Raw genomic sequence first — 21,402 nt, forward strand, 5'->3', positions numbered from 1 at the left:
GAATTTCATCGCAGTCCCTTTTTCTATTACATCTCCGCAATATCCCATTCCCAAACACTATGGTAGTGGCCAAGATTTTCTGCGTAATCAATAAATTTCTGGTAGAACGAATGAACCCCTATCGTGGCACTATCGCCAATAACGACCAACTTCTTTTTGGCCCTTGTCATGGCGACATTCATCCGTCTCACATCGGATAAAAACCCAATCTGTTGTTCGTTATTACTACGCGTCAAACTGATATAAATAATATCTTTCTCTTGCCCCTGAAAACTATCAATGGTCTGTACTTTAATAATAGCAGCATACGGCCGTAATTCTTCATCCTGCTCCAACATTTCCTTTAATACAGACACTTGCTTCCGGTAAGGTGCTATTATCCCAATACTTGGCCATTGTTCGCTTGGAGAAGACTCTACCCAAGTTGCGATGGCTGCCTTTAAATGAGATCTCAGAAAACTGGCCTCCCCAAGATTATAGATCGCACCATCACTTTCAGTTTCCTCAAAACCTGCCCCAGCCGTATCAATATAAACAATCGGTTCCGAATCGTTCGCTATTGTCCAATGCGCAACTGAACAATCAGCTTTCAAGAGACCTCCATACAAAGCTAAGGACGGATAATTCATGATCTGTTCGTTCATTCGATATTGGATATCGAGCAGCGAAACCGCTTGGGGATAAAGATTGATGAGTTTTTCAAACAGCGTATAGCTAAGCTTATTGTCCATACCTTTATTTGATTTCACTGTTGGTGAGAGTTGGCAATGATCCCCGGCCAACACCAATTTGTCTGCCTTTAATATCGGAATCCAGCAGGCAGGCTCCAGTGCCTGAGCAGCCTCGTCAATAACAACCGTCTCATATCTTCGGTTTCGTATAACATCTTGATTTGCCCCTACGAGCGTCGCGGTTATTACCTGAGAGCGATCGAGAATATCCGCTACGATAAAATCCTGAATCTTATCAACATCTTTTCGAATTCTGTAAGCTTCGTCGAACAATGCTTTCCTTTGTTCGCGCTCGGCCTTGCCAAAATTGCGTTTATATTTTTGGGCCATATCCGTATAGGTCCGAACTTGCTTTTGCAAGGACTTTATATCCTTATTCGCGCTATGACGGTCTATTCTGCTATCAAGGGTTAACTCCTGTAGATGTTCAGATACTTTAACCGGATTACCTATCCGAGTGACAGATATTCCTGCCGCATCTAAACGCTCAGTCAATAAGTCAACCGCAGTATTACTCGGAGCCACGACCAATATTTGCTTGTTATTGCTCTTTGACAAAGCAGCTATTGCCTTGATTAATGTTGTCGTTTTCCCAGTCCCCGGAGGGCCATGTACAAGTGCGATATCTGTTGTAGCTAAGACCTGTTGAACAGCGCTATTTTGGCTGACATTGAGATCTGGATGTTCAAAAAATTTATCTTTTTCTCCAGTATATAATTGTTCTCCACCAATAAGCTTTCTGATCAATTTGCCTTGTCGTGGATCAGTCGCAAGCTCCTTTGCCTGTCGCAATGCATTCGCCATTTCACGGTATGAGTGTTCATCAAATAATAAGTCCACACCAAGTTTCCCCCTTCTACTCCAATCCGGCAGCTCATCTACACGAAATGAAATCCGCATACTTTCCTTATTAACCGAAGATATAATGCCGTCTATTCTGTCCACATTTGGGTCGTGGTTTGAAAATAGAGAAACAGGCATCCCAAAACGAAATCGATGATCTACATCGAGGTGATTTGTTTTTTTTAAACTAACTGACAGATAATCTCCCCGCCCCAGTTCGCTATCCGTGATCTGAACAGGAAACCAGGTCACCCCCTGCATTCTTCTTTCATTTAAACTGCTTTTCAATAATAATGCTTCATGCTGCATCTTATCATATTGCTGTTCTTCGTGTAATAGCGTAATAAGTTCGTCGAAATAATTCATATTAGTACATTCACTTTGATCAGACACAAAGTAACAGTTTTTTCAATACTTTACCTTTCAGTCATCCATGTTCTTCTATTTTTCTTAAGAAAATCGGGGTATTCTCTCATCAACGCAGTACACTTATCAAGAACTTCTCAAGCTGAGCTACAAAAGTCATAATTATTTCCTATCATTGGTGATAAAGATTTGTTGGTTAATTTTTCAAAATAAAAGCGATTAAAATGAGCGAAATATTCCTACACGATAATGCGCAGAGCTGGACGGATCTCGGCGATGGTGTACAACGTAAAATATTAGTTTATAACGATGAATTGATGTTAATGAAAGTACGTTTTCAAAAAGGTGCAATCGGTGCCCTACATCAACACCCACATACACAAATATCTTATGTCAGCGCCGGAAAGTTCAGCTACCACATTGATGGCGCAGATCAAATTTTAACTGTAGGTGATTCCTGTATCATTTACCCAAATTTAATCCACGGCTGTGAATGTCTTGAAGAAGGCGAGTTGATAGATTCTTTCACACCGCATCGAGAAGATTTCATTACATCGTTGTAGCCAAAAAAAAGGAATTTTACTGGTCCATCACAACAATATTCATTCCGAACAATCGTTTATTTACTTATGTTCAAAAATACTATTTCGCTCTTCTCCGCCAAAGTAGCCACGTTACTTCTCGGTCTTTCTGGCTGTGTATTGCCATCTTTGCGTGCACAGGAAAAACCATTATCCATTGAAAAGATCAATTCACAGCTATATCTTTACACGACTTACAATACCTTTGAGGGTACCAAATATGCCGCTAATGCGGTCTATCTAATCACCAAGAAAGGTGTTATTCTATTTGATACGCCTTGGGACTCGACACAATATCAACCGCTTTTGGACAGTATCAAACAAAAGCATCAGCTACCTGTCATTGCGGTATATGCCACACATTGGCACGAGGATCGCGCGGGAGGCTTTGCATATTATAATCGTATGGGAATTCCAACCTATGCGACAAAAATGACCAACGATCTGCTTAAGGCAAATCATAAAGCCCAAGCTACACATCTCGTTAAAATCAACAAGACCTATAATGTGGGTGGTCAGTCCTTCGTTTTGAACTTTTTTGGAGCAGGACATTCTTTGGATAATGTCGTTGTCTGGTTTCCAGACTATCAAATTCTGGATGGGGGTTGCTTTATCAAAAGTTCGGAAGCCAAAAACCTGGGCTTTGTCGGTGATGGTGATGTCAAAGCCTGGAAGCCTGCATTGGCAAGATTGTTAGCGAAGTATCCACAGATAAAAATGGTTATTCCTGGACATGACGCATGGAAGGACAATCAGCAGATAAAACGTACTGAGGAACTACTTACTGAGAAGCAATAAATAATAATATTTAAAAAAATAAAAAAGCAATTTTGTTTTTAGAAAAAAGGTACTATCTTAGCGACAGAAAAAACAAGGGGCATTAGCTCATCTGGCTAGAGCGCTTCGCTGGCAGTGAAGAGGTGATCAGTTCGATCCTGATATGCTCCACAAACAAAAGAGGCTACTTTTCACAAGTAGCCTCTTTGTTGTTTTTATACATTGATCAGTTTTCCCGAAACATCATTTCAATTTGTGGCAGTAATTCCTATTTGTAAGAATTAACTGATTTAGAAACTTTCCATGCACCATTTTCCTTCACAAGTGTGATCAAATCGGTCTTAGAGAAACCATCAAATTGCATGGTTACTTTCGCAATAGCGTAATCTGGTAATTCTTCAACGATCTGCGTTGTTGTTTTGCAGTTCATTTTTATTCCTTTTTGTTTTTTCAAGAACTCGATCATCTCCGAACGACTGTGATTTAAATCCTGTTTACCACAGATTTTCTGGTTAAAATCAGAAGTGAATAGCTTATCTAAATTCGCTACCTGACCTTCGGTCATCGCGCCAACATATTCATCAATCGCTAAATCAGCTGTAATTAAATTACGTTCTTCTGGTTTAACCGAAGCCATTGAGCAAGTAGAAATCGCTATCATTGCTGCCGCTACAAATGTTTTTACTAAAGTTTTCATATCTTTTCTATTTTATAATGTATTAGTATATTTTCTTATCCTATTGTCGGAGACAATCTAAATTTGTTGCACTTTTTTCTTATTTATTTTCTGATTCAAATTTAAGACAACTGATGTGTTGATTCTATTACATTTAGATTAACATTACATTAAAATCGGTAAACGCTATTTTTTTCTAGGTGAATGAAATTTTGATTTATTCTATCTATAGACAAAACGCGACAGAATAGATAAAATCTTCTTTACAATATTGTAATTCTGTACAATTCCTCTTAGATTGCAGGCGTTCATGACACACTACAACAGACGGCATCTTTTTTTATATCAGCTTGCTACTTTAACATTTTCATTGGTGATATTTCGATCTGAGCTCTATGCACAGCGCCCCGTCAATGAAATAGAAATCACCGAGCATATTGCAGATACGAGTAAACAAAGGGATCTGATCGATATCGGAAAGGAGATTCTCAAAATCAAGCCTCCGCAATCTGTCGATAGTACCGGCAAAAAGTTTTACTTTTCATTTCTGCCATTTTCGACAAATGTCCCTGGAGGAGGGCACGCTTTAATTACGAGTACCACAGCGGGGTTTTATCTTGGTGAGCGAAATAGCACCTATATGTCTAAGGTTACTTTCACGCCATATACCAATTTTGGAAAGCGATTCGGCCTCCCCATCCGCTCTTATGTCTGGTTAAAAGATAATACTTGGGTTATCGATGGTGATATCAGGTTATTAAAATACCCACATGAGACTTGGGGAATAGGCAAAGAGCATCACGGTGATCAACAGATCAATTTGGATTATACTTATTTTAGACTATATCAACATGCGTTGAAAAGAATCCACGGCGGGTTGTTTATGGGCATTGGCTATGATCTGGATTACCGTATGAATATCAAATCCACGAGTGCGATCCCACTTGACGAGTACACCTCCTACCCCTATGGCACGGATTTAAAAGATCATACTGTTTCTTCGGGACTTAGTGTCAATCTCATTTATGATACACGTGCGAATTCTATTAATACCTGGTCCGGCAATTATGCCAATCTACAGTTCCGCCTTAACCCGGTTTTCATGGGAAGTGATCAGAATTGGAAGTCCTTATTCCTCGAAATCAGGAGATACCATCGCTTGACCCAGGATCCGAATAAGCAGAATATGATTGCTGTGCGTAGCTTTTTCTGGACTGTTTTCAATAGCAAAGCACCGTACCTTGATTTACCTAATTTGGGTTGGGACCCTTACAACAGTTCCGGAAGAGGGTTCCCAGTAAGTCGGTTCCGTGGCAAATCGTTATATTATCTGGAAACAGAATACCGCCGCGACATCAGCAGCGATGGTTTATTCGGCTTTGTGGCTTTTATAAATTTCACCACGGTGAACGGCCCCAAAAATAGCATGTTTGCAGATTGGAACATCGGTACCGGTGCCGGCGCCAGAATTAAATTTAACAAAAACTCGGGCACCAACATCGGCATAGATTATGGTGTTAGCACCAATCACCGTGGAGTAAGATTGACCCTGGGTGAAGTATTTTAATACTTAACTCAAATGATAACTTTGATTTTTAAATTCCATGGAGGCATAATATCGATACTTCTCGTTATCCAACGGATAATCCCAACAGCCCATTCGGTGATAGATCTCACCCCCAAAACCAGTTTTAAATCTATAAAGTCCGTATAATGGATGGGATGGATCAGCCTGAGGTGATACACCAAAGAAATCATATTCCGTACAGCCTTTTTCCTTTGCAACCTGCATGGCACGCCATTGCAAGGCATAAGTCGCCATATAATTGCGATTTTCGGAAGCGGAGGCACCATAGAGATAGGTTCCCCGATTTGCAGCAATCACCAGAAACATTGCAGCCAGAGGTTGATTGTCTATCGCTGCAACCAATAAATAAACATCTGCTGGAGACAACGTATCATTTGCCTTGGCAGATAGTACAATCTTGAAATAGTTGATATCGTGCAAGAAAAAATTATTCCGAAGCGCAGTCTGACGATATAACTCATACCAGATCTCCAGGCTCTCTAAGCCGAGAGAATGAACCTTTACGCCTTTCCTTTCAGCCAAATGAATATTATAACGCGTCTTTGATTTCATATTGGCCAAGAGGAGATCCTCCTCTTTTCTAAGGTTCATAAAAATGGTATTAGAAGGAAGAATATCTGTATTCGCTTTATGAAAATTCCAGTTTTCCGTATTAAAATTAAAGCGCATTTCCTGAATACGTTTTTCAGGGACACCTAGCCAATTGCCATAGAGGTCATAACAGTCATCTTCTTTTGCCCAATGGGATTCCCAGGAGAGATCATAGCGTATCATAATGCAATTGGGCGGCAAATAAGCACGTAAACTCTCCGAAAGCTGTTCTAAAAACGCCCCTTGATTTTCTTCCGATGGCTCTATTTCAGGACCATATGGTACATACGCGATGCTATGCTCATGATCTACCGCCTGAATAATAATCAATAGATCCCCCACAAAATAGGTATCGTCTTCCACTCCGATATAAAGATCAGAGTGTTTCGATTTGAAATTAAAAGCCTTCGATTCTATCCCTTGCATCTTTTTCACAGCAGACCAATAGGCTGTCTGTTGAATAATGCCTGTCTTGTAGAGACCACTTACTTCTTTGTCATTTATATCTGCTATCATAACATTCCTATTGTTGTCGAATATTTTCAAAAAACACGATAAACCTTATCGATTTCAACATCCAAAAACGGCAAACTTAGCCAAAATGACCGATTAAGTGAGTCGTCATTTGTCACTTTGTTGTTAATTTTAAAAAACAGCACATGATTTTGGCCAAAATCAGCTTTTTCACATTATTTAACGGCATTTTATTATCGACTTGGTTGGTATTTTGGTTCAAAATTTAGGATATTTGTAGCCTAACAACTCACCGACAACGATGGACAATAAAGCGATCTCTAAAATTTTTAAATTGTGTAGCCAATTAATGGAACTTCACAACGAAAATCCATTCCGAACAAAGGCCATGGCTAGTGCATCTTTTAAATTGGACAAATTGCCCTTTCGCATTGATGACGCTTCGCTTGAAGAATTGAGCGCACAGCCGGGCATAGGAAAAAGTACCGCCGAGAAAGCGAAAGAGGTCGCACAAACCGGAACGTTTAAGGAACTCCAGGACCTATTGGCGAATACGCCATCAGGAGTTGTTGAAATGTTAAACATAAAGGGCCTGGGCCCTAAAAAGGTTCAGATTATCTGGCAAGACCTTGGTATTGAAAGTGTAGGCGAACTACTGTATGCCTGCAATGAAAACCGTCTAGTTGAAGCCAAAGGATTTGGCTTAAAAACGCAGGAAGAAATAAAGAAATCCATCGAATTTTCAATATCCAATCAGGGATGGTTCCTATACGCCAAAGTATTGTCCCAGGCTGATAGATTTTATGCTATTTTAAAAACACATTTCCCCTCGTCTCTTCTATCCTTTACCGGAGACTTTAGAAGAAAATGCGAAGTGTTAAGCACAGTGGACCTACTCATTTCCGAAAGTATAGAAGCGGTGGAGAAATTCCTAGGTGATTATACATTGGTGGAGAAAACAGAGAATTCACTGGAAATTACCGATGAATTAGGTTTTACATTCAAGGTTTTCAGTACGAATATCAATGATTTTTATCGGGACCTTATTCTCAGCACAGGATCGACCGCACACTTGGATCTTTTATTCAATATTCTTCCTGACTTACCTTCACTTTCCAGTGAAGAGGCTATCTATCGTAACTTAAGGCTTGATTATATTGAACCTGAATTGCGCGAGGGTCTCGACGAAATTGAACGCGCACAGAACCATACTTTACCTCAATTAATCCAATTTAAGGATCTCAAAGGGACACTGCACAACCACTCAACTTATAGTGATGGCGTTCATACCTTGGAGCAAATGGCTCTTCATTGTAAAGATGCATTAGGTCTCGAATATCTCGGAATATGTGATCACTCCAGAACGGCAGTTTATGCAAATGGTCTTTCCATCGAAAGATTGGAAGAGCAATGGAAAGAAATTGCCAGCTTAAATGAAAAACTAGCCCCTTTTAAAATCTTTAAAGGAATAGAATCCGATATCCTAAGCGACGGATCACTGGACTACCCTGATGAAATATTAGCACAATTTGACTTTGTTGTCGCCTCTGTCCACTCCAACTTAAAAATGGATGCGGAAAAAGCAACTGCTAGATTGATTAAAGCAATTGAAAACCCATATACAACAATTTTGGGACATCCAACAGGCCGCCTTTTATTAAGCAGATCGGGCTATCCACTTGACTTTAAAAAAATAATTGATGCCTGCGCCGCGAATAGGGTTGTCATCGAAATTAATGCAAATCCTTTAAGGCTAGATTTAGATTGGAGATGGCATCGTTATGCTGTGGAAAAGGGCGTATTGTTGTCCATTAACCCTGATGCGCATCGCACCGAAGGGCTGTTGGACATGCAGTATGGTATTTTTGTTGCACAAAAAGGTGGTCTGGAAGCAAAAAATTGTCTGAATACATACTCCTTGACAGAGATTACAAACTATTTTTCCAATCGTAAATCTTAAAAAAGCTTATCATGTCGCATAAAACCAATGCAGTCCGCTTGTTGGATACGGCAAAAGTAAACTATGAATTAAGAGAATACGAGGTGGATGATCATGATGTCAGCGCGGAGCATGTTGCCTTGTCCTTAGGTCTATTACCTGAAACACTTTATAAGACTTTAGTATTGAAAGGAAATATAGATCCTTACATTGTTGCTGTAATTCCCGGAAATGCCCAACTTGACTTAAAAAAGATCGCTAAAGCATCAGGTAATAAAAATTGTGAAATGCTCCCCATGAAGGATCTGTTAGCTGTAACAGGCTATATCCGTGGGGGCTGCTCACCTATTGGCATGAAAAAACTATTTCCAACATTTATCGAGGAAGCAGCTCAATTGGAAACGGAAATTTCTGTCAGCGCAGGAAAACGAGGCCTTCAAATGATATTAAATCCCAACGATTTAGCAACGCTGACCAAAGCGATCTGGTCCGATTTGATCAGCATTTAACACGAACATTCTCGCTCGATTTCAGCTCTTTCGCCCATACAATAAAATACGTTTAAATGGATATATCGCAGGAAATCTGGAAAAATGCTGTTTAATACGTGCCTTAAAAGCCTCAATAAAAACAGATCGTTTATCTTCGTCCAGTCGCTCAATATAAGGGATCAATGCCGATCCGGAAATAAAGTCATAAAGTACTTCCGCTTCGGCAGCTATAATTGGGTATATACGAAGCGAGAGATCCAATTCCTCCAAGCCCGAATGAAACAAAATCTGTGCATAGTCATCTATACTTAGCACCGATGAAGCCCTATTCCAACCATCCAAATAGCTGCGGTAAGGTTCTTCACCAGCCAGCTCAGATAGCAGTTTATTTAAGACATTTTCCGGCTGGTAAGGCATCTGAACGGCCAATTGCCCACCACTACTCAATTTGGAAATGAGATGCGGAAAAAGCAGTTGGTGACCATCCAGCCATTGCAATGCCGCATTACTGAATATCAAATCCCAGGAACCCGCTGTCTCCAGAAATTTTTCAACACTACTATTTTCAAATTTTAGGTGTTCATGTTCAAGCTTACGGCTCATCGATAACATTTCTGGAGATGCATCTATTCCAAGGAATGTAGCCTGTGGAAATTTATCGCTTAAAATAGCGGTTTGCTCTCCGGTTCCACATCCGAGATCTACCGCTTTCATCGTTGTTTCCGAAGCTATTAGTTCGGATAGATCAAAAAAAGGTTTGAAACGGATGTCTTTAAACTTATTATAGATATCTGGATTCCAAGGCATAATATTTTTTATTTAAGTCCCAATGGGATAATACAATAGCTATTATTTAAATAGCTCCAAAATTTCAACTACATCAACTTTTCCAAAATACGAAGTTAGATCTATGGCTTCCAACAGCGCTCTGATTTCTTCCAACTGATGTTTTTTTCCAATCAATAGTTGCTCCAGTTCATGAATAGATTCAGAAGCAAAAAAATCCCCGAAAATCTTAGCATGCTCAATAGAACCTCTATGTACATCTAAATGTAATTCGATAAAACCGGCGGGGATCTTGATTGCCTTTTTAAAATTATAATTCGGAGAGAAACCGAAATTCCAGTCCCAGGTTTCATATTTTTCCTTCACAAGATGTTCGATATGCTGGATATCAGTTGCAGAGAAATGAACGATCTCCGCATCAGGATTTTCTCGCTGCATTTCTGCGATCAATAGTTCCTTAAATTTTACCGTTGTAAAACCCTGAGGTAGATAACCGATCAGATTTGTTACCCTCGCACGGTTGGACTTAACAGCTTTATCGACAAATTTAAGCGGGTTTACCTTCAATGCATCGCTCAATATCTGCATCTGTGAATCAATTAAAATAGTACCATGCTGAACCATTTTACCATTTTTTGCGAGCTTAGCATTTCCACTAAACTTCTTTCCATCCACCAGCAGGTCATTCCTTCCTTCCAGTTTTGCCGGAATATTCAATTTGTTCAAAACAGAAACAATAGGTTGCGTGAAAGTCGAAAAATCCATAAAATCAAGATTTCCCAATAAGGTGTGAAAGGAAAAATTGAGATTTCCTAAATCATGATATACGGCACCACCACCAGACATTCTCCTAACAACCTTAATCTTATTATCATTCACGTAATCAAGGTTAATTTCGGCCAAAGTATTCTGAAATTTGCCGATAATAATTGACGGATCATTCATGTACAATAAGAAAATGGGTTCTTCCGGATATTTCGTGAGCAGGTATTCCTCAGAAGCAATATTGAAATAAGCATCATGGGAAGGTGAATCAATAATAAACATCGTATTTTTATATTTTCTTAAAATTAACAAGAATTTAAATGCCTTGATTCATCTCAAACTCATAATTTCCATCAATCCCGCGTTTTGTCAGCTTCCTATTACAACAATCCTAATTGCCGCTAAAAGATTTCAAATGACGCCAAAAAACAACTTAGTTCTCGGGATCAGGTATGTTTTTAGACAGCCCACGCGATTATTGATCTTTGGCCCCTTATTATAAAATCAATTACATATAACCGCCTTACTATACACCCGATGAATTTCTAGCAGATCTTATTTTTTCTTCAAGGTTTTTGATAATCAATGCGGAAAAATCTTCTTTCACAATCTCTTCTGTTTGGCATAAAGCTCCCGGACTAAAAACATTTATCTCCATAATACGATCGCCCACAATATCCAAACCGACAAAATACATTCCATCCTGTATCAATTTGTCTTTGATTTTATCAACCATAAGTAGCAGCTCCGGCGAGATTATCGCGGCTTGGGTTTTTGCCCCTTGGTGCACGTTGCTCCGGATCTCATTCCCCTGCTGCACACGGTGAACAGCAGCATATTTTCCATTGATGGAGACGGGTTCACCATTCAACAGAAAAAAACGGATATCCCCAGCAGCTGCTTCTGGCAGATACTCCTGTCCAATCACATAGCCATCCCTGGCAATCGCCTCGACCGTTTGCTTTAAATTCTGTTGATTATCTTTATTGATCAAAAACACATTCTTCCCACCAGACCCCTTTAAAGGTTTTAAAATAATCAATTTATTTTGTTGCTCAAAAAACTCAACAACATCAGCATAATTTCTGGTTACAATTGTTTTGGGTCGGATAGACTCGTCAAAACCCTCGAGATACAATTTGTTACTTGCCCGGCCCAAACTATCGGGATCGTTAATGACCTGTACACCTTTTTCTTTTAATAAAGAGGCGAACTGCAGCGCAGATGAAGCTGCCCAGGGCCGATTCACCATATCCAAAACAGGATCGAATCTAAGCCAGATCACATCCATCTTCTCCAATTCCATTTTTGTCTTTGCTGTAGCTCTCAATACCTCCATCAACTGCTTTGCAGAGGTAATCTGTTGTGTAGGAAGCACCTCACGAACATGAGCGGCAATATGGGCAGATTCATAATAAAAATCGGCCAGTCCGATGTAATAAATTGCATGCCCTAGCTGATGTGCTTTCAATGCGAGCAGGGTTGTCGTGAAACGTTCAGTTTCTTTATGGGTCTGATTAATAACAAATGCTATCTTCATATAGTGTCGCTGATTATTGTATCATCTGAAATATTCCTTTACTTTTCTTGAGATTGGTTAATGCATCTTTATAGGGTGAGGTCAAGTATTTGGGTGTCAAAACAGGAGCATTCAGAATCCCCTTAAGCATTAATTCTTCGACTATCGGGATATAATCTTCCCTGATCTTGCCCATAGTCAGCAAGGTGAGATCCCGACCACTTTTTATATAATTTATCAATTCGATCAAACCACTGAGATACAACGCATCTTTTGTGAGCCCTCCGCTTCTAAAAACACGCATGGTCATCTGAAAAGCCGTCTCTGGCAGAAACTGATATTTGTCCACCAACAGCGCGAATGTGTCTAAAAAAGTATTTCCCTGTTGCATGTGATATACCGCCACCACCCTACCGGCTAATATGCGTAATCGATTATTTGTCAAGCCTCCAACCAAGTATTCGGCGAGTACGGCCAATCCCTCCTGAAGCTTCTCATATCCTGGAACTCCCAATCTAAAAAGACTGAAGGGCTGTTGCTTGCCATTATAGTAGGTGACAATATGAGTCCCAACTTCGTGTTGGATCAATGCCTGTACCCGATGTCGGGGCAGACTATATTGTTTACTGATATTTAGCACCCCTTGATTCACCATCACTCCATAGATATCATCCCGAAGCCGTACAGTCGTACCAAAATTAGGATCTTGGCTTTTTAAATAATCCAGTTCTTCCTGTGCTAGTTTCGCAAACTCTTCTGCATAGACGACATCCTCTTCCTTTGTTTGATGCTCCCTGTCAGTCGCTGTAATTGTTAATATGGCCTGCGCTTTTTCCAACAGCTTTTCGTTGACGGTACCAAACACTTGCATGCTGCCCAGTAAAAATCCCTCTTTCCCCCTTTCGCTCAGCATGCTCATCATCTGATCGAGCTCTTTGCGTTTATCCCGAAACAAATAAGCTATGGAAGGGTCATAAAGGTCTTCAATATGTAGATTATAGAGGTTACGTTTAATAATATCGGGATCAATCGGCATGGGTCTATAATGAAAAACAGGAACCCTGCGATAGTTTCCCTTTTTGAACTGCAGCCAGGCGTCATAGGAATTTGTCGGTGTTACCAACAATAGAAAATCAAACCGCTGGCTTTCACGGGCCAATTTTTGATCGATTTCCCAAGCCAAAGGAAGCATCTTTTTGGGATGACTAATTTTAAATGATGTTGGCTTTGACAGGGTATGTATGCGAATAAATTCAAAAAATGTTTTGGATAAACTTCGGGATATAGCCTCACGAAAATGGCGAAGATCAATGGGAAGTATTTGTTGGTTGGCCCCCAGCAGATACTTCGGTTTGATTTCTAATCCCATATACAAGATATTACTATTTAGTTTATCCAATTGTATACTCGCTGGAGAGAGACTCTGTGTCGCATTGGTTTTCGTGTCGGTCACAATTTCGACTTTTGCAATAGATTCCTCCGTTTCCAATTGCTTTCCAAGATATTGTGCAATGGATTGTACATTTTTCCGGGCAATATGGATCTGAATATCTTCTTGCTGCCCCGGGCTTGCCGTCCAAGCTTCAATAATTAGACATGCACCAAATTCTTCGACGAACTGGTTAAGTATCGGTGCGATCCAGTCCGATACATTCATTTCTGGGTCCTTAACTCTAAAATACGCAGGTTCGGATTTTACCAGTTCCGCCAGCATCGGATCCGGACTAAAAAACTGTCGATACAAAAATAAATAAGGCACAACCTGATTGAATACCATTTTATTTTTTGGTGGTATCTGCGTATGAAAAACCTCCTTATTTTTGATTTTTTTTAGGATAGCCGCTAACTGCTTCGCATTATCTTTCATAGGCAAAATAGGATTCGAGGGTGTCAGTGGTTTGCATTAAAAGTTGCTTATATTCCTGTAACTTTTGAGGGTAGACCTCTCCGGTCCATTCATTCATAAAGTCCTTGCGAAACTCAATAGAAAACACACAACCCTTATCGCCAAATTGCTCATTTAAATAAGATGACAAAAAGCCACCCTTAAATTTAACATTCTCACGCACGTCATAGACCTGCCCATCTTTACCCGTACGAAGCACATCCATCAATGAGCTGGTCAATTCCCGCCATTTGCTGTGATTGTTTGCTGTTCCAATATTAATCTGTGGATTGTTTACTTTGTCAATCATAGCCGTCGGCCCATCTCGGAGCGCATTATAGCTATGAATATCATAAACAACAAAATAACCATAGCGGTCAATGGTGTTTTGAATCTGCTGCGTTATCTTCCGGTACAACATGTCATAAGATTCGTATAATTGATCTTTTATTTGTTGCGGCAACGCTGACCTCCAGACCTGAATTCCCCAGGACTGTTCGGGAGTCAGATAAATCGCTCCATCCTTACTCCGATTTAAATCCAGTTGGAACCTCGATGTGCCACAAACAAATCGATTAAAGGGCAATTCTGCCAAAATTGCTGTATATGGATCCTCCTCACGTAAACGATCTTCGGGAGCAATATGTAAATACGATTCTAAATCCGCATCGATATGATGACCATCGTGGATAGCAAAAGCCCAAAAAGGGCTTCTATAATTTTCGAATTGATAAAGATAGGATAAGGACATGTACTTTATATTAAACAGTTTCACTGATTATTTGCTCACTCTGCTTAAGTAAACATTTACAAGCGATAAAAGGTTTGAAAAATAAAATACGACAGCCTTGGTACAATGGAATACAGACCTGCTGGCCATAGAAAGCGTTAAAAATCGTTAAACTGACTGATTGATTTATGCCCTGGCATTCTTATTGAAAGTTATTTACTAGTTTCATAAATTTAGGTTAATAATTAGTTAGTTTATAAAAAACCTGTTAGTCCCCGCTAACAGGTTTTTTATTTTCTAATACGAAAAGAATGTTAATACTAGAATATTTTACTGAAAATCAATATAGAAATACTAAAAAATGTTAAAAAATGCAAAAAAGTAAAAATAGTTGAAACATTTTATGTCCAGATCACGTTATACCTGTACTTTTCATAAATTTAGGTTAATAATTGGTTAGGAAAACTCCTGTTGCTCCCCGCTTCAGGAGTTTCTGTTTATCAATAGTTTACAAAAAAAATCAACAGTAATAACCCTTGGTGTATCCGCATACTTTAACACATCCGCCACCTACGACGATTCATTCGAGAATCAGTTTTGGAAATCTGCAAAATCAGGTGTTTATCCAAAATAGAAGCGAAATTATAAGTTAACAAAAAAATGACAATTTATTCATCTTAGGTAAATAAGTTTTGGCACAGGTATTGCACTGTTTTAAGCATTCATAAATTTAGGTTAATAATTGGTTAGTTAAAACACTTGAAGTTCCCCGCTTCAAGTGTTTTTCGTTTAACGACTCTTGTAAAAGAATCAGACCAATTGTTTCAATGCGATTTCATACGCTCTCGAAGAGATCTGTGTACGGTCTGCGGAAGAATCTCTTATTTTTTTCAAAGCTTCAAAAATCACCTTTGAAACATCAGAGAAGATCGCATCATCACTCATTTCTATATTTCGCTGCATTAAATAAGCAAATACCCTTGCCATACCACAATTAGCAATAAAATCAGGGATCACCGCAACATGCTGATCAGCAAACTCCATCACTGGTCCATAGAATATTTCCTGATCAGCAAAAGGGACATTTGCACCAGAAGCAATGACTTCAAGCCCATTTTCAAGGAGCTGCTGGATCTGATCTTTTGAAACCAAACGTGATGCTGCTGCTGGAACAAAAATATCGGTCTTCAATCCCCATATTTCTTTCTGAATCTGCTCAAAAGACATCAAATCCGGTGAATTAAGCTCATTTCCCTTGCGATCCAGGAATAATTGTGTAATTTCCGCTTCGCTGAAACCTTCCCGATTGATTAAACCACCAGCCCGGTCGATAATTCCGACAATTTTCACACCCAGCTTAGAGAGGTAGAAAGCCGCGGCGGCGGCAACATTTCCCCAGCCTTGGATCACTGCACGTTTTCCTATACAGTCACTTCCAAAAAGTTGATAATAATGGCGGATAGATTCAGAAACTCCATAGCCTGTTATCATGTCTGCAACCTTATATTTACGCTTTAAATCCGGACTGTAGGTATTATCTTCCAATACTTTGGACACTCCATAGCGCAACTGTCCTATTTGGTGGATACGGTTGCTCTCATTTACCTTAAAATGTCCATTCAAGATACCTTCCTGTGGATGCCATAGACCATATTCTTCGGTCAATGGAATGACATCATGGATTTCATCGATATTAAGATCCCCTCCTGTCCCATAGTAATTTTTTAATAACGGTGTCACCACCTTAAACCAACGGTCTAAAACCTCATTTTTGCGTGGATCATGTGGATCAAAGTCGATACCAGATTTGGCACCACCGATAGCGGGGCCTGAAACTGTAAACTTTACTTCCATTGTTTTGGCAAGGGACTCTACTTCATGCCGATCCAAGCCTGCACGCATCCGTGTGCCTCCGCCCGCTGCACCGCCCCGCAACGAATTGATAACAATCCATCCTTTTGCATCAGTTTCACTATCTTTCCACTCAAATACGATTTCCGGACTCCGGTGCTCAAATGCACGCAATAATTCTTTCATACCCAACATATCCTTATAGATTACCTCTGCGTTCCTGTTCACGTTCGATTGCTTCAAAAAGTGCCTTAAAATTGCCGGCGCCAAAACTCTGCGCGCCTTTTCGCTGAATAATCTCATAGAATAAAGTTGGTCTATCTTCTACAGGTTTGGTAAAAATCTGAAGGAGATACCCCTCTTCGTCACGATCCACCAAAATACCCAGTTCTTGGATAATCCGGATTTCCTCATCTATTGCTCCAACCCTTTCCGGTAGCATGTCATAATATGCTTCTGGAGGAGCTCCTAGAAATTCAACCCCTCTGGATTTAAGTTCACGCACCGTACGTACAATATCCTTCGTTGCCAATGCCGCATGCTGCACACCTTCGCCCTCATAAAATTCAAGATATTCCTCAATTTGAGATTTCTTTTTTCCCTCAGCAGGTTCGTTGATCGGAAATTTTACATAGCCATTGCCATTACTCATCACCTTACTCATCAATGCCGAATATTCGGTATTGATCTGCTTATCATCAAAGGACAGGATGTTGACAAAGCCCATCACATCCTGATACCATTGAACTGTTTCATTCATTTTATTCCAGCCTACATTGCCTACGCAATGATCGACATAGAGCAAACCGGTCTCTGCTGGGTTATAGTCGCTTTCCCATTTTTCATATCCGGGCATAAATAAACCATTGTAGTTCTTTCGCTCCACAAAAAGGTGCACCGTTTCTCCATAAGTGTATATCCCTGCAGTCCAGACTTCCCCTTGTTCATCTTTGAGAAGTTGCGGTTCCTGATAGACTTTTGCTCCCCTTTTGGTTGTTTCCTCAAATGATTTGCGGGCATCATCAACCCATAAAGCCAATATTTTGACGCCATCGCCATGTTTTTTGACATGCTCAGCGATAGGATGGTCTGATTTAAGGGCTGTGGTCAGGACCAGCCGTATTTTATCTTGCTTTAAGACATAAGATGCACGGTCTCTAATACCGGTCTCTGGCCCTGCATAAGCCTCCGACTGAAAACCAAAGGCAGTTTTGTAATAATGCGCGGCCTGCTTCGCATTCCCCACATAAAATTCAATGTAATCGGTTCCATTAATAGGTAGAAAATCTTGCGCTTGGGCAATCTTCTCTGCAAATGTATTTGCCATAATTTATATAAAGGTTATTCGTATTTAATTTAACTCATCCAGGATTTAAAGTAATCGGGATCTTCAATTTTTAGCGCCTCTTCGGTCAACATCAGGGGACGGAAAGGGTCGATCATGACCGCCAGTTCCTCGGTTTTAACTTGTCCAATACTTTTTTCGACCGTACCGGGATGTGGTCCATGCGGGATACCGCCCGGGTGTAATGTAATCTGTCCTCTTTCAACCGATTTCCGACTCATAAAATCACCATCCACATAATATAGCACTTCATCCGAGTCTACATTGCTGTGGTTATAAGGTGCGGGTACGGCTTTTGGATGATAGTCATACAGACGTGGACAAAAACTGCACAACACAAAGGTATCAGTCTCAAAAGTCTGATGAACAGGTGGTGGCTGATGCAATTTTCCGGTAATTGGCATAAAGTCATGAATGGAAAATGCCCAAGGGAAATGATAGCCATCCCAACCAATAAAATCAAAAGGGTGGCTTCCATAGATGTAAGGATAAATCAATCCCTGTTTCTTGATTTTCACCTCAAAATCACCAAGCTGGTCAAAAGTTTCCAGATCCTGTGGTACACGGATATCCCGCTCAAAAAAGGGAGCATGCTCCATCAGCTGGCCAAATTCATTACGATACCGCTTTGGCGTACGTACCGGCGAAAACGACTCAACAATAAACAATCGGTTGTCTGTCTGATCAAATTCCATCTGGTAAATTGTACCCCTGGGCACAACCAGATAATCACCATACTGAAAAGGAATACTTCCGTAGCCCGTCTTGAGTTTCCCTGTTCCCTGGTGCACGAAAATAATCTCATCAGCCTGACTATTTTTATAAAAATAATCCGTCATGGACTGACGGGGAGCAGCCAGTGAAATGTGTAGGTCCTGGTTGACCAGAACAGGTGTACGGCTTTCTAGGTAATCATCTTTGGCCTGAACCTGAAATCCTTTTAAACTGGTATGTTTAAGATGTTTTTCACGGGCAATCTTTGGAGTAACATCATAAGGTTCACGGATCTGCTTGACCAACGTAGGCGGGTGGCAATGATACACGAGCGAATAAAGACTGGAAAAGCCATGGGTAGAAACCAATTCTTCAGCATAGAGCGTATGATCGGGCTTTCTAAAAACAGTATGTCGCTGTGCTGGAATTTGCCCTTGTTTAACATAAAATGGCATAATTCTACGATTTAAAACGGTTATAAAAAATAAATGAATATCAACGTTGCCAATAGCATCGATTGGCAAAAAATTCGAGGGGATTAGTATTGGGCGAAAACGATATCAGCTATAATTGCTCTATTAAAAGCAATATAGGGCATGGATGACGCAAAGCGATGTATTCCACGATTGATCATTTTTACTAGTTTATAATGTTATAATAAAGGTAAGAATATTTTTCTATTTTCAAGGGAAGAAATATTTTTTTCAAAACTTATACGATATATTTGTGTCGCATTCAAAGATTGAATAACCAATAGAATATTCCGATATGAGAATTGTTACGTGCACGAAAAATGGCCAACATGAATTAGGTATTATAATCAATGACCGGGTATACAACTGCTCGGAGATAGCTCCTTCCCTTCCGACCGATATGGCTGATTTTTTGATCCGTGGAGATGAAGCCATAAATGATTTAAAGTATTATCACAGTGCATTGCTGGAGGGACGGATATCCAGACCTCACCAGTTATTGCAAGATATTCAGCTTGTTGCACCAATACCGCATCCGACATCAGTGCGTGATGCCTATGCTTTTCGGCAGCACGTAGCGACCTCAAGAAGAAACCGCGGACTGGATATGATTCCGGAATTCGATGAATTTCCTGTTTTTTACTTCTCCAATCATCAGGCCATACAAGGCCCAGGCCCGATACAATGTATGCCACTGCATCTTGAGCAACTGGATTTTGAACTTGAGGTAGCCATCGTAATCAATAAAACAGGTATAAATATCCCTGCCTCAGAGGCTGATAAATATATTGCCGGATACATGATCATGAATGATTTTAGCGCTCGAAAACTCCAGATGGACGAGATGAAATTAAGCTTGGGCCCAGCCAAAGGAAAGGATTTTGCTACAGCAATTGGCCCATGGCTAGTCACCAAAGACGAATTGGAACCTTATAAAATTAATTCTTCAGGAGATCATATTGGTGACAGATACAATCTCGACATGTCATGTCGCGTGAATGGTCAACAGGTTTCTTCCGGTAATTTTGCTACGATGCACTGGACATTTGCCGAAATTATCGAACGCGTCTCCTATGGTGTACGTCTCTTTCCGGGAGATGTGATCGGTTCCGGAACAGTTGGAACAGGATGTTTTTTAGAACTCAACGGCACTGGACGCATGGAGAATCCTGCTTATCAGGATCAATGGTTGCAGGTAGGCGACCAGATCGAGCTGGAAGTAACAGGCTTGGGCAAGCTTTCCAATTCCGTTGTATTATACCACCAATAAATCTATACAAAAAATGAATTCTTCTTCTTTCGATACAGTTACTTTTGAGTCCTCGGCTGATAAAGCCATCATTGATAATTTAATCAAATATGCTATTGCACCTCGTCCCATTTGTTTTGCGAGTACAATCGATACAGCGGGCAATGTCAACCTGAGTCCTTTCAGCTACTTCAATCTGATGTCACACCAACCACCAATATGCGTGTTCTCGCCCTTGCGTCGTATGCGTGATGGCAGTACCAAGCATACACTGGACAATATTCAGGAAGTCAATGAGGTCGTCATCAATATCGTAAACTATGCGATGGTACAGCAACAGTCACTGGCCAGTACTGAGTACGGCAAGGAGGTAAATGAATTTGACAAATCTGGATTTACACCGATCCCATCCTTACACGTTCGCCCACCGCGGGTAGCGGAATCTCCGGTTCAACTGGAATGTCGTGTGAGAGAAGTGATCGCCCTGAGCGACGAACCCGGCGCAGGAAATCTCGTTATTGCAGAAATACTCTATATGCATGTACACAAAGAACTCTTACACAAAAACAATACGATAAAACAAGAGGAACTAGATCTGGTCGCCCGTCTCGGCGGTGACTGGTACTGCCGTGTAACCAATAAAAACCTCTTTATTGTTCCTAAACCACTCCGCAGTCTGGGTATTGGCGTAGATCAGCTGCCCGAAGGTATTCGCCTTTCCAAAGTACTTACTGGAAACCATCTCGGGTTACTGGCCAATGTAGAATCCTTGCCGGTTTTAGAGCAGGCCTCCCAGGAGGATAAATATTTAAACTATCTCCGACTGAACTTTCAGCAAGATTCAGCACAAATGACAAAAAAAGTACATGAATACGCGGCGCAATTGTTGGATACCGAGCAATTAGACAAAGCATGGCAGGTACTATTGAGCCTATAAGAACTTCGATCCACAATACTACAGATAGACAAACCTGTTAAATATCGGGGACCGCAATACCTATTGCACACAAACAGAAATCCGGAGGCAT

Annotated in this window: 18 protein-coding genes and 1 tRNA gene; 8 read left to right on the top strand and 11 right to left on the bottom strand. The window is 40.4% G+C overall.

The features are described from left to right. Positions 1–26 precede the first annotated feature (26 nt). Positions 27–1,940: an AAA domain-containing protein gene (locus ABFX33_RS19945; protein WP_346087748.1), complete on the bottom strand. Its 1,914-nt coding sequence runs from the start codon at positions 1,938–1,940 to the stop codon at positions 27–29. A gap of 224 nt (positions 1,941–2,164) precedes the next feature. Between ABFX33_RS19945 and ABFX33_RS19950 the strand changes: the two genes are divergently transcribed. The 3 genes from ABFX33_RS19950 (at position 2,165) to ABFX33_RS19960 (ending at position 3,469) form a co-directional block, all read left to right on the top strand. Beyond that, on the top strand, positions 2,165–2,503 hold the full coding sequence (locus tag ABFX33_RS19950; RefSeq protein ID WP_257091966.1) for a cupin domain-containing protein: 339 nt from the start codon (positions 2,165–2,167) through the stop codon (positions 2,501–2,503). Positions 2,504–2,569: 66 nt separating this feature from the next. Continuing rightward, positions 2,570–3,319: a BlaB/IND/MUS family subclass B1 metallo-beta-lactamase gene (gene bla, locus ABFX33_RS19955; RefSeq protein WP_346087750.1), complete on the top strand. Its 750-nt coding sequence runs from the start codon at positions 2,570–2,572 to the stop codon at positions 3,317–3,319. 76 nt (positions 3,320–3,395) lie between these two features. Continuing rightward, positions 3,396–3,469, top strand: a tRNA-Ala gene (locus ABFX33_RS19960). A 97-nt stretch (positions 3,470–3,566) separates the two neighbouring features. Here the strand turns inward: ABFX33_RS19960 and ABFX33_RS19965 are convergent. After that, a complete protein-coding gene (locus tag ABFX33_RS19965) occupies positions 3,567–3,995 on the bottom strand; it encodes a nuclear transport factor 2 family protein (RefSeq protein ID WP_120260678.1) in 429 nt (142 codons plus the stop codon). A 352-nt stretch (positions 3,996–4,347) separates the two neighbouring features. On the opposite strand from ABFX33_RS19965, the gene ABFX33_RS19970 reads away from it, so the two are divergent. Then, complete coding sequence (locus tag ABFX33_RS19970; RefSeq protein ID WP_346087751.1) at positions 4,348–5,541, top strand: BamA/TamA family outer membrane protein; 1,194 nt, start codon at positions 4,348–4,350, stop codon at positions 5,539–5,541. A gap of 3 nt (positions 5,542–5,544) precedes the next feature. Here ABFX33_RS19970 and ABFX33_RS19975 read toward each other — a convergent pair whose 3' ends face one another. Then, positions 5,545–6,669, bottom strand: coding sequence for a lipid II:glycine glycyltransferase FemX (locus ABFX33_RS19975; protein ID WP_346087752.1), 1,125 nt, complete (start codon positions 6,667–6,669; stop codon positions 5,545–5,547). 259 nt (positions 6,670–6,928) lie between these two features. Here ABFX33_RS19975 and ABFX33_RS19980 point away from each other — a divergent pair, with 259 nt between their 5' ends. Continuing rightward, positions 6,929–8,587 carry a helix-hairpin-helix domain-containing protein gene (locus ABFX33_RS19980; protein WP_346087754.1) on the top strand — a complete coding sequence of 553 codons (1,659 nt, stop codon included), beginning with the start codon at positions 6,929–6,931 and terminating at the stop codon, positions 8,585–8,587. Positions 8,588–8,598: 11 nt separating this feature from the next. Then, complete coding sequence (gene ybaK, locus ABFX33_RS19985) at positions 8,599–9,075, top strand: Cys-tRNA(Pro) deacylase (RefSeq protein ID WP_121123917.1); 477 nt, start codon at positions 8,599–8,601, stop codon at positions 9,073–9,075. A 21-nt stretch (positions 9,076–9,096) separates the two neighbouring features. Here ybaK and ABFX33_RS19990 read toward each other — a convergent pair whose 3' ends face one another. From ABFX33_RS19990 to ABFX33_RS20025, 8 genes are all read right to left on the bottom strand, one after another. Then, positions 9,097–9,864 carry a methyltransferase domain-containing protein gene (locus ABFX33_RS19990; protein WP_346087756.1) on the bottom strand — a complete coding sequence of 256 codons (768 nt, stop codon included), beginning with the start codon at positions 9,862–9,864 and terminating at the stop codon, positions 9,097–9,099. 42 nt (positions 9,865–9,906) lie between these two features. Beyond that, entirely contained in the window at positions 9,907–10,890 is a 984-nt protein-coding gene (gene lplA / locus ABFX33_RS19995) for a lipoate--protein ligase (protein WP_346087758.1), read from the bottom strand. A 244-nt stretch (positions 10,891–11,134) separates the two neighbouring features. After that, positions 11,135–12,148: an ATP-grasp domain-containing protein gene (locus ABFX33_RS20000; protein ID WP_346087760.1), complete on the bottom strand. Its 1,014-nt coding sequence runs from the start codon at positions 12,146–12,148 to the stop codon at positions 11,135–11,137. A gap of 13 nt (positions 12,149–12,161) precedes the next feature. After that, on the bottom strand, positions 12,162–13,994 hold the full coding sequence (locus ABFX33_RS20005; RefSeq protein WP_346087762.1) for a peptidase MATCAP family protein: 1,833 nt from the start codon (positions 13,992–13,994) through the stop codon (positions 12,162–12,164). Beyond that, positions 13,984–14,763, bottom strand: a complete 780-nt coding sequence (locus ABFX33_RS20010; protein WP_257091982.1) for an N-formylglutamate amidohydrolase — start codon at positions 14,761–14,763, stop codon at positions 13,984–13,986. Before ABFX33_RS20010 ends, ABFX33_RS20005 begins: the two co-directional genes overlap by 11 nt. Before the next feature lie 789 nt (positions 14,764–15,552). Further along, positions 15,553–16,821, bottom strand: coding sequence for a Glu/Leu/Phe/Val dehydrogenase dimerization domain-containing protein (locus ABFX33_RS20015; RefSeq protein WP_346087764.1), 1,269 nt, complete (start codon positions 16,819–16,821; stop codon positions 15,553–15,555). After that, positions 16,793–17,920, bottom strand: a complete 1,128-nt coding sequence (hppD, locus tag ABFX33_RS20020; protein ID WP_120260669.1) for a 4-hydroxyphenylpyruvate dioxygenase — start codon at positions 17,918–17,920, stop codon at positions 16,793–16,795. The genes ABFX33_RS20015 and hppD overlap by 29 nt, the downstream gene beginning before the upstream one ends. 29 nt (positions 17,921–17,949) lie before the next feature. Continuing rightward, a complete protein-coding gene (locus tag ABFX33_RS20025; protein WP_346087766.1) occupies positions 17,950–19,107 on the bottom strand; it encodes a homogentisate 1,2-dioxygenase in 1,158 nt (385 codons plus the stop codon). A gap of 313 nt (positions 19,108–19,420) precedes the next feature. Between ABFX33_RS20025 and ABFX33_RS20030 the strand changes: the two genes are divergently transcribed. Together ABFX33_RS20030 and ABFX33_RS20035 are read left to right on the top strand one after the other, a co-directional pair. Then, the gene (locus tag ABFX33_RS20030) at positions 19,421–20,395 is read left to right on the top strand and encodes a fumarylacetoacetate hydrolase family protein (protein ID WP_257091992.1); all 975 of its coding nucleotides are present in this window, start codon (positions 19,421–19,423) and stop codon (positions 20,393–20,395) included. A gap of 13 nt (positions 20,396–20,408) precedes the next feature. Then, positions 20,409–21,311 (top strand): flavin reductase family protein, encoded by a 903-nt coding sequence (locus ABFX33_RS20035; RefSeq protein WP_346087768.1) that lies wholly within the window; start codon positions 20,409–20,411, stop codon positions 21,309–21,311. Positions 21,312–21,402 lie beyond the last annotated feature (91 nt).

It is taken from the genome of Sphingobacterium ginsenosidimutans (genome assembly GCF_039536865.1).
Classification (GTDB): domain Bacteria; phylum Bacteroidota; class Bacteroidia; order Sphingobacteriales; family Sphingobacteriaceae; genus Sphingobacterium; species Sphingobacterium detergens.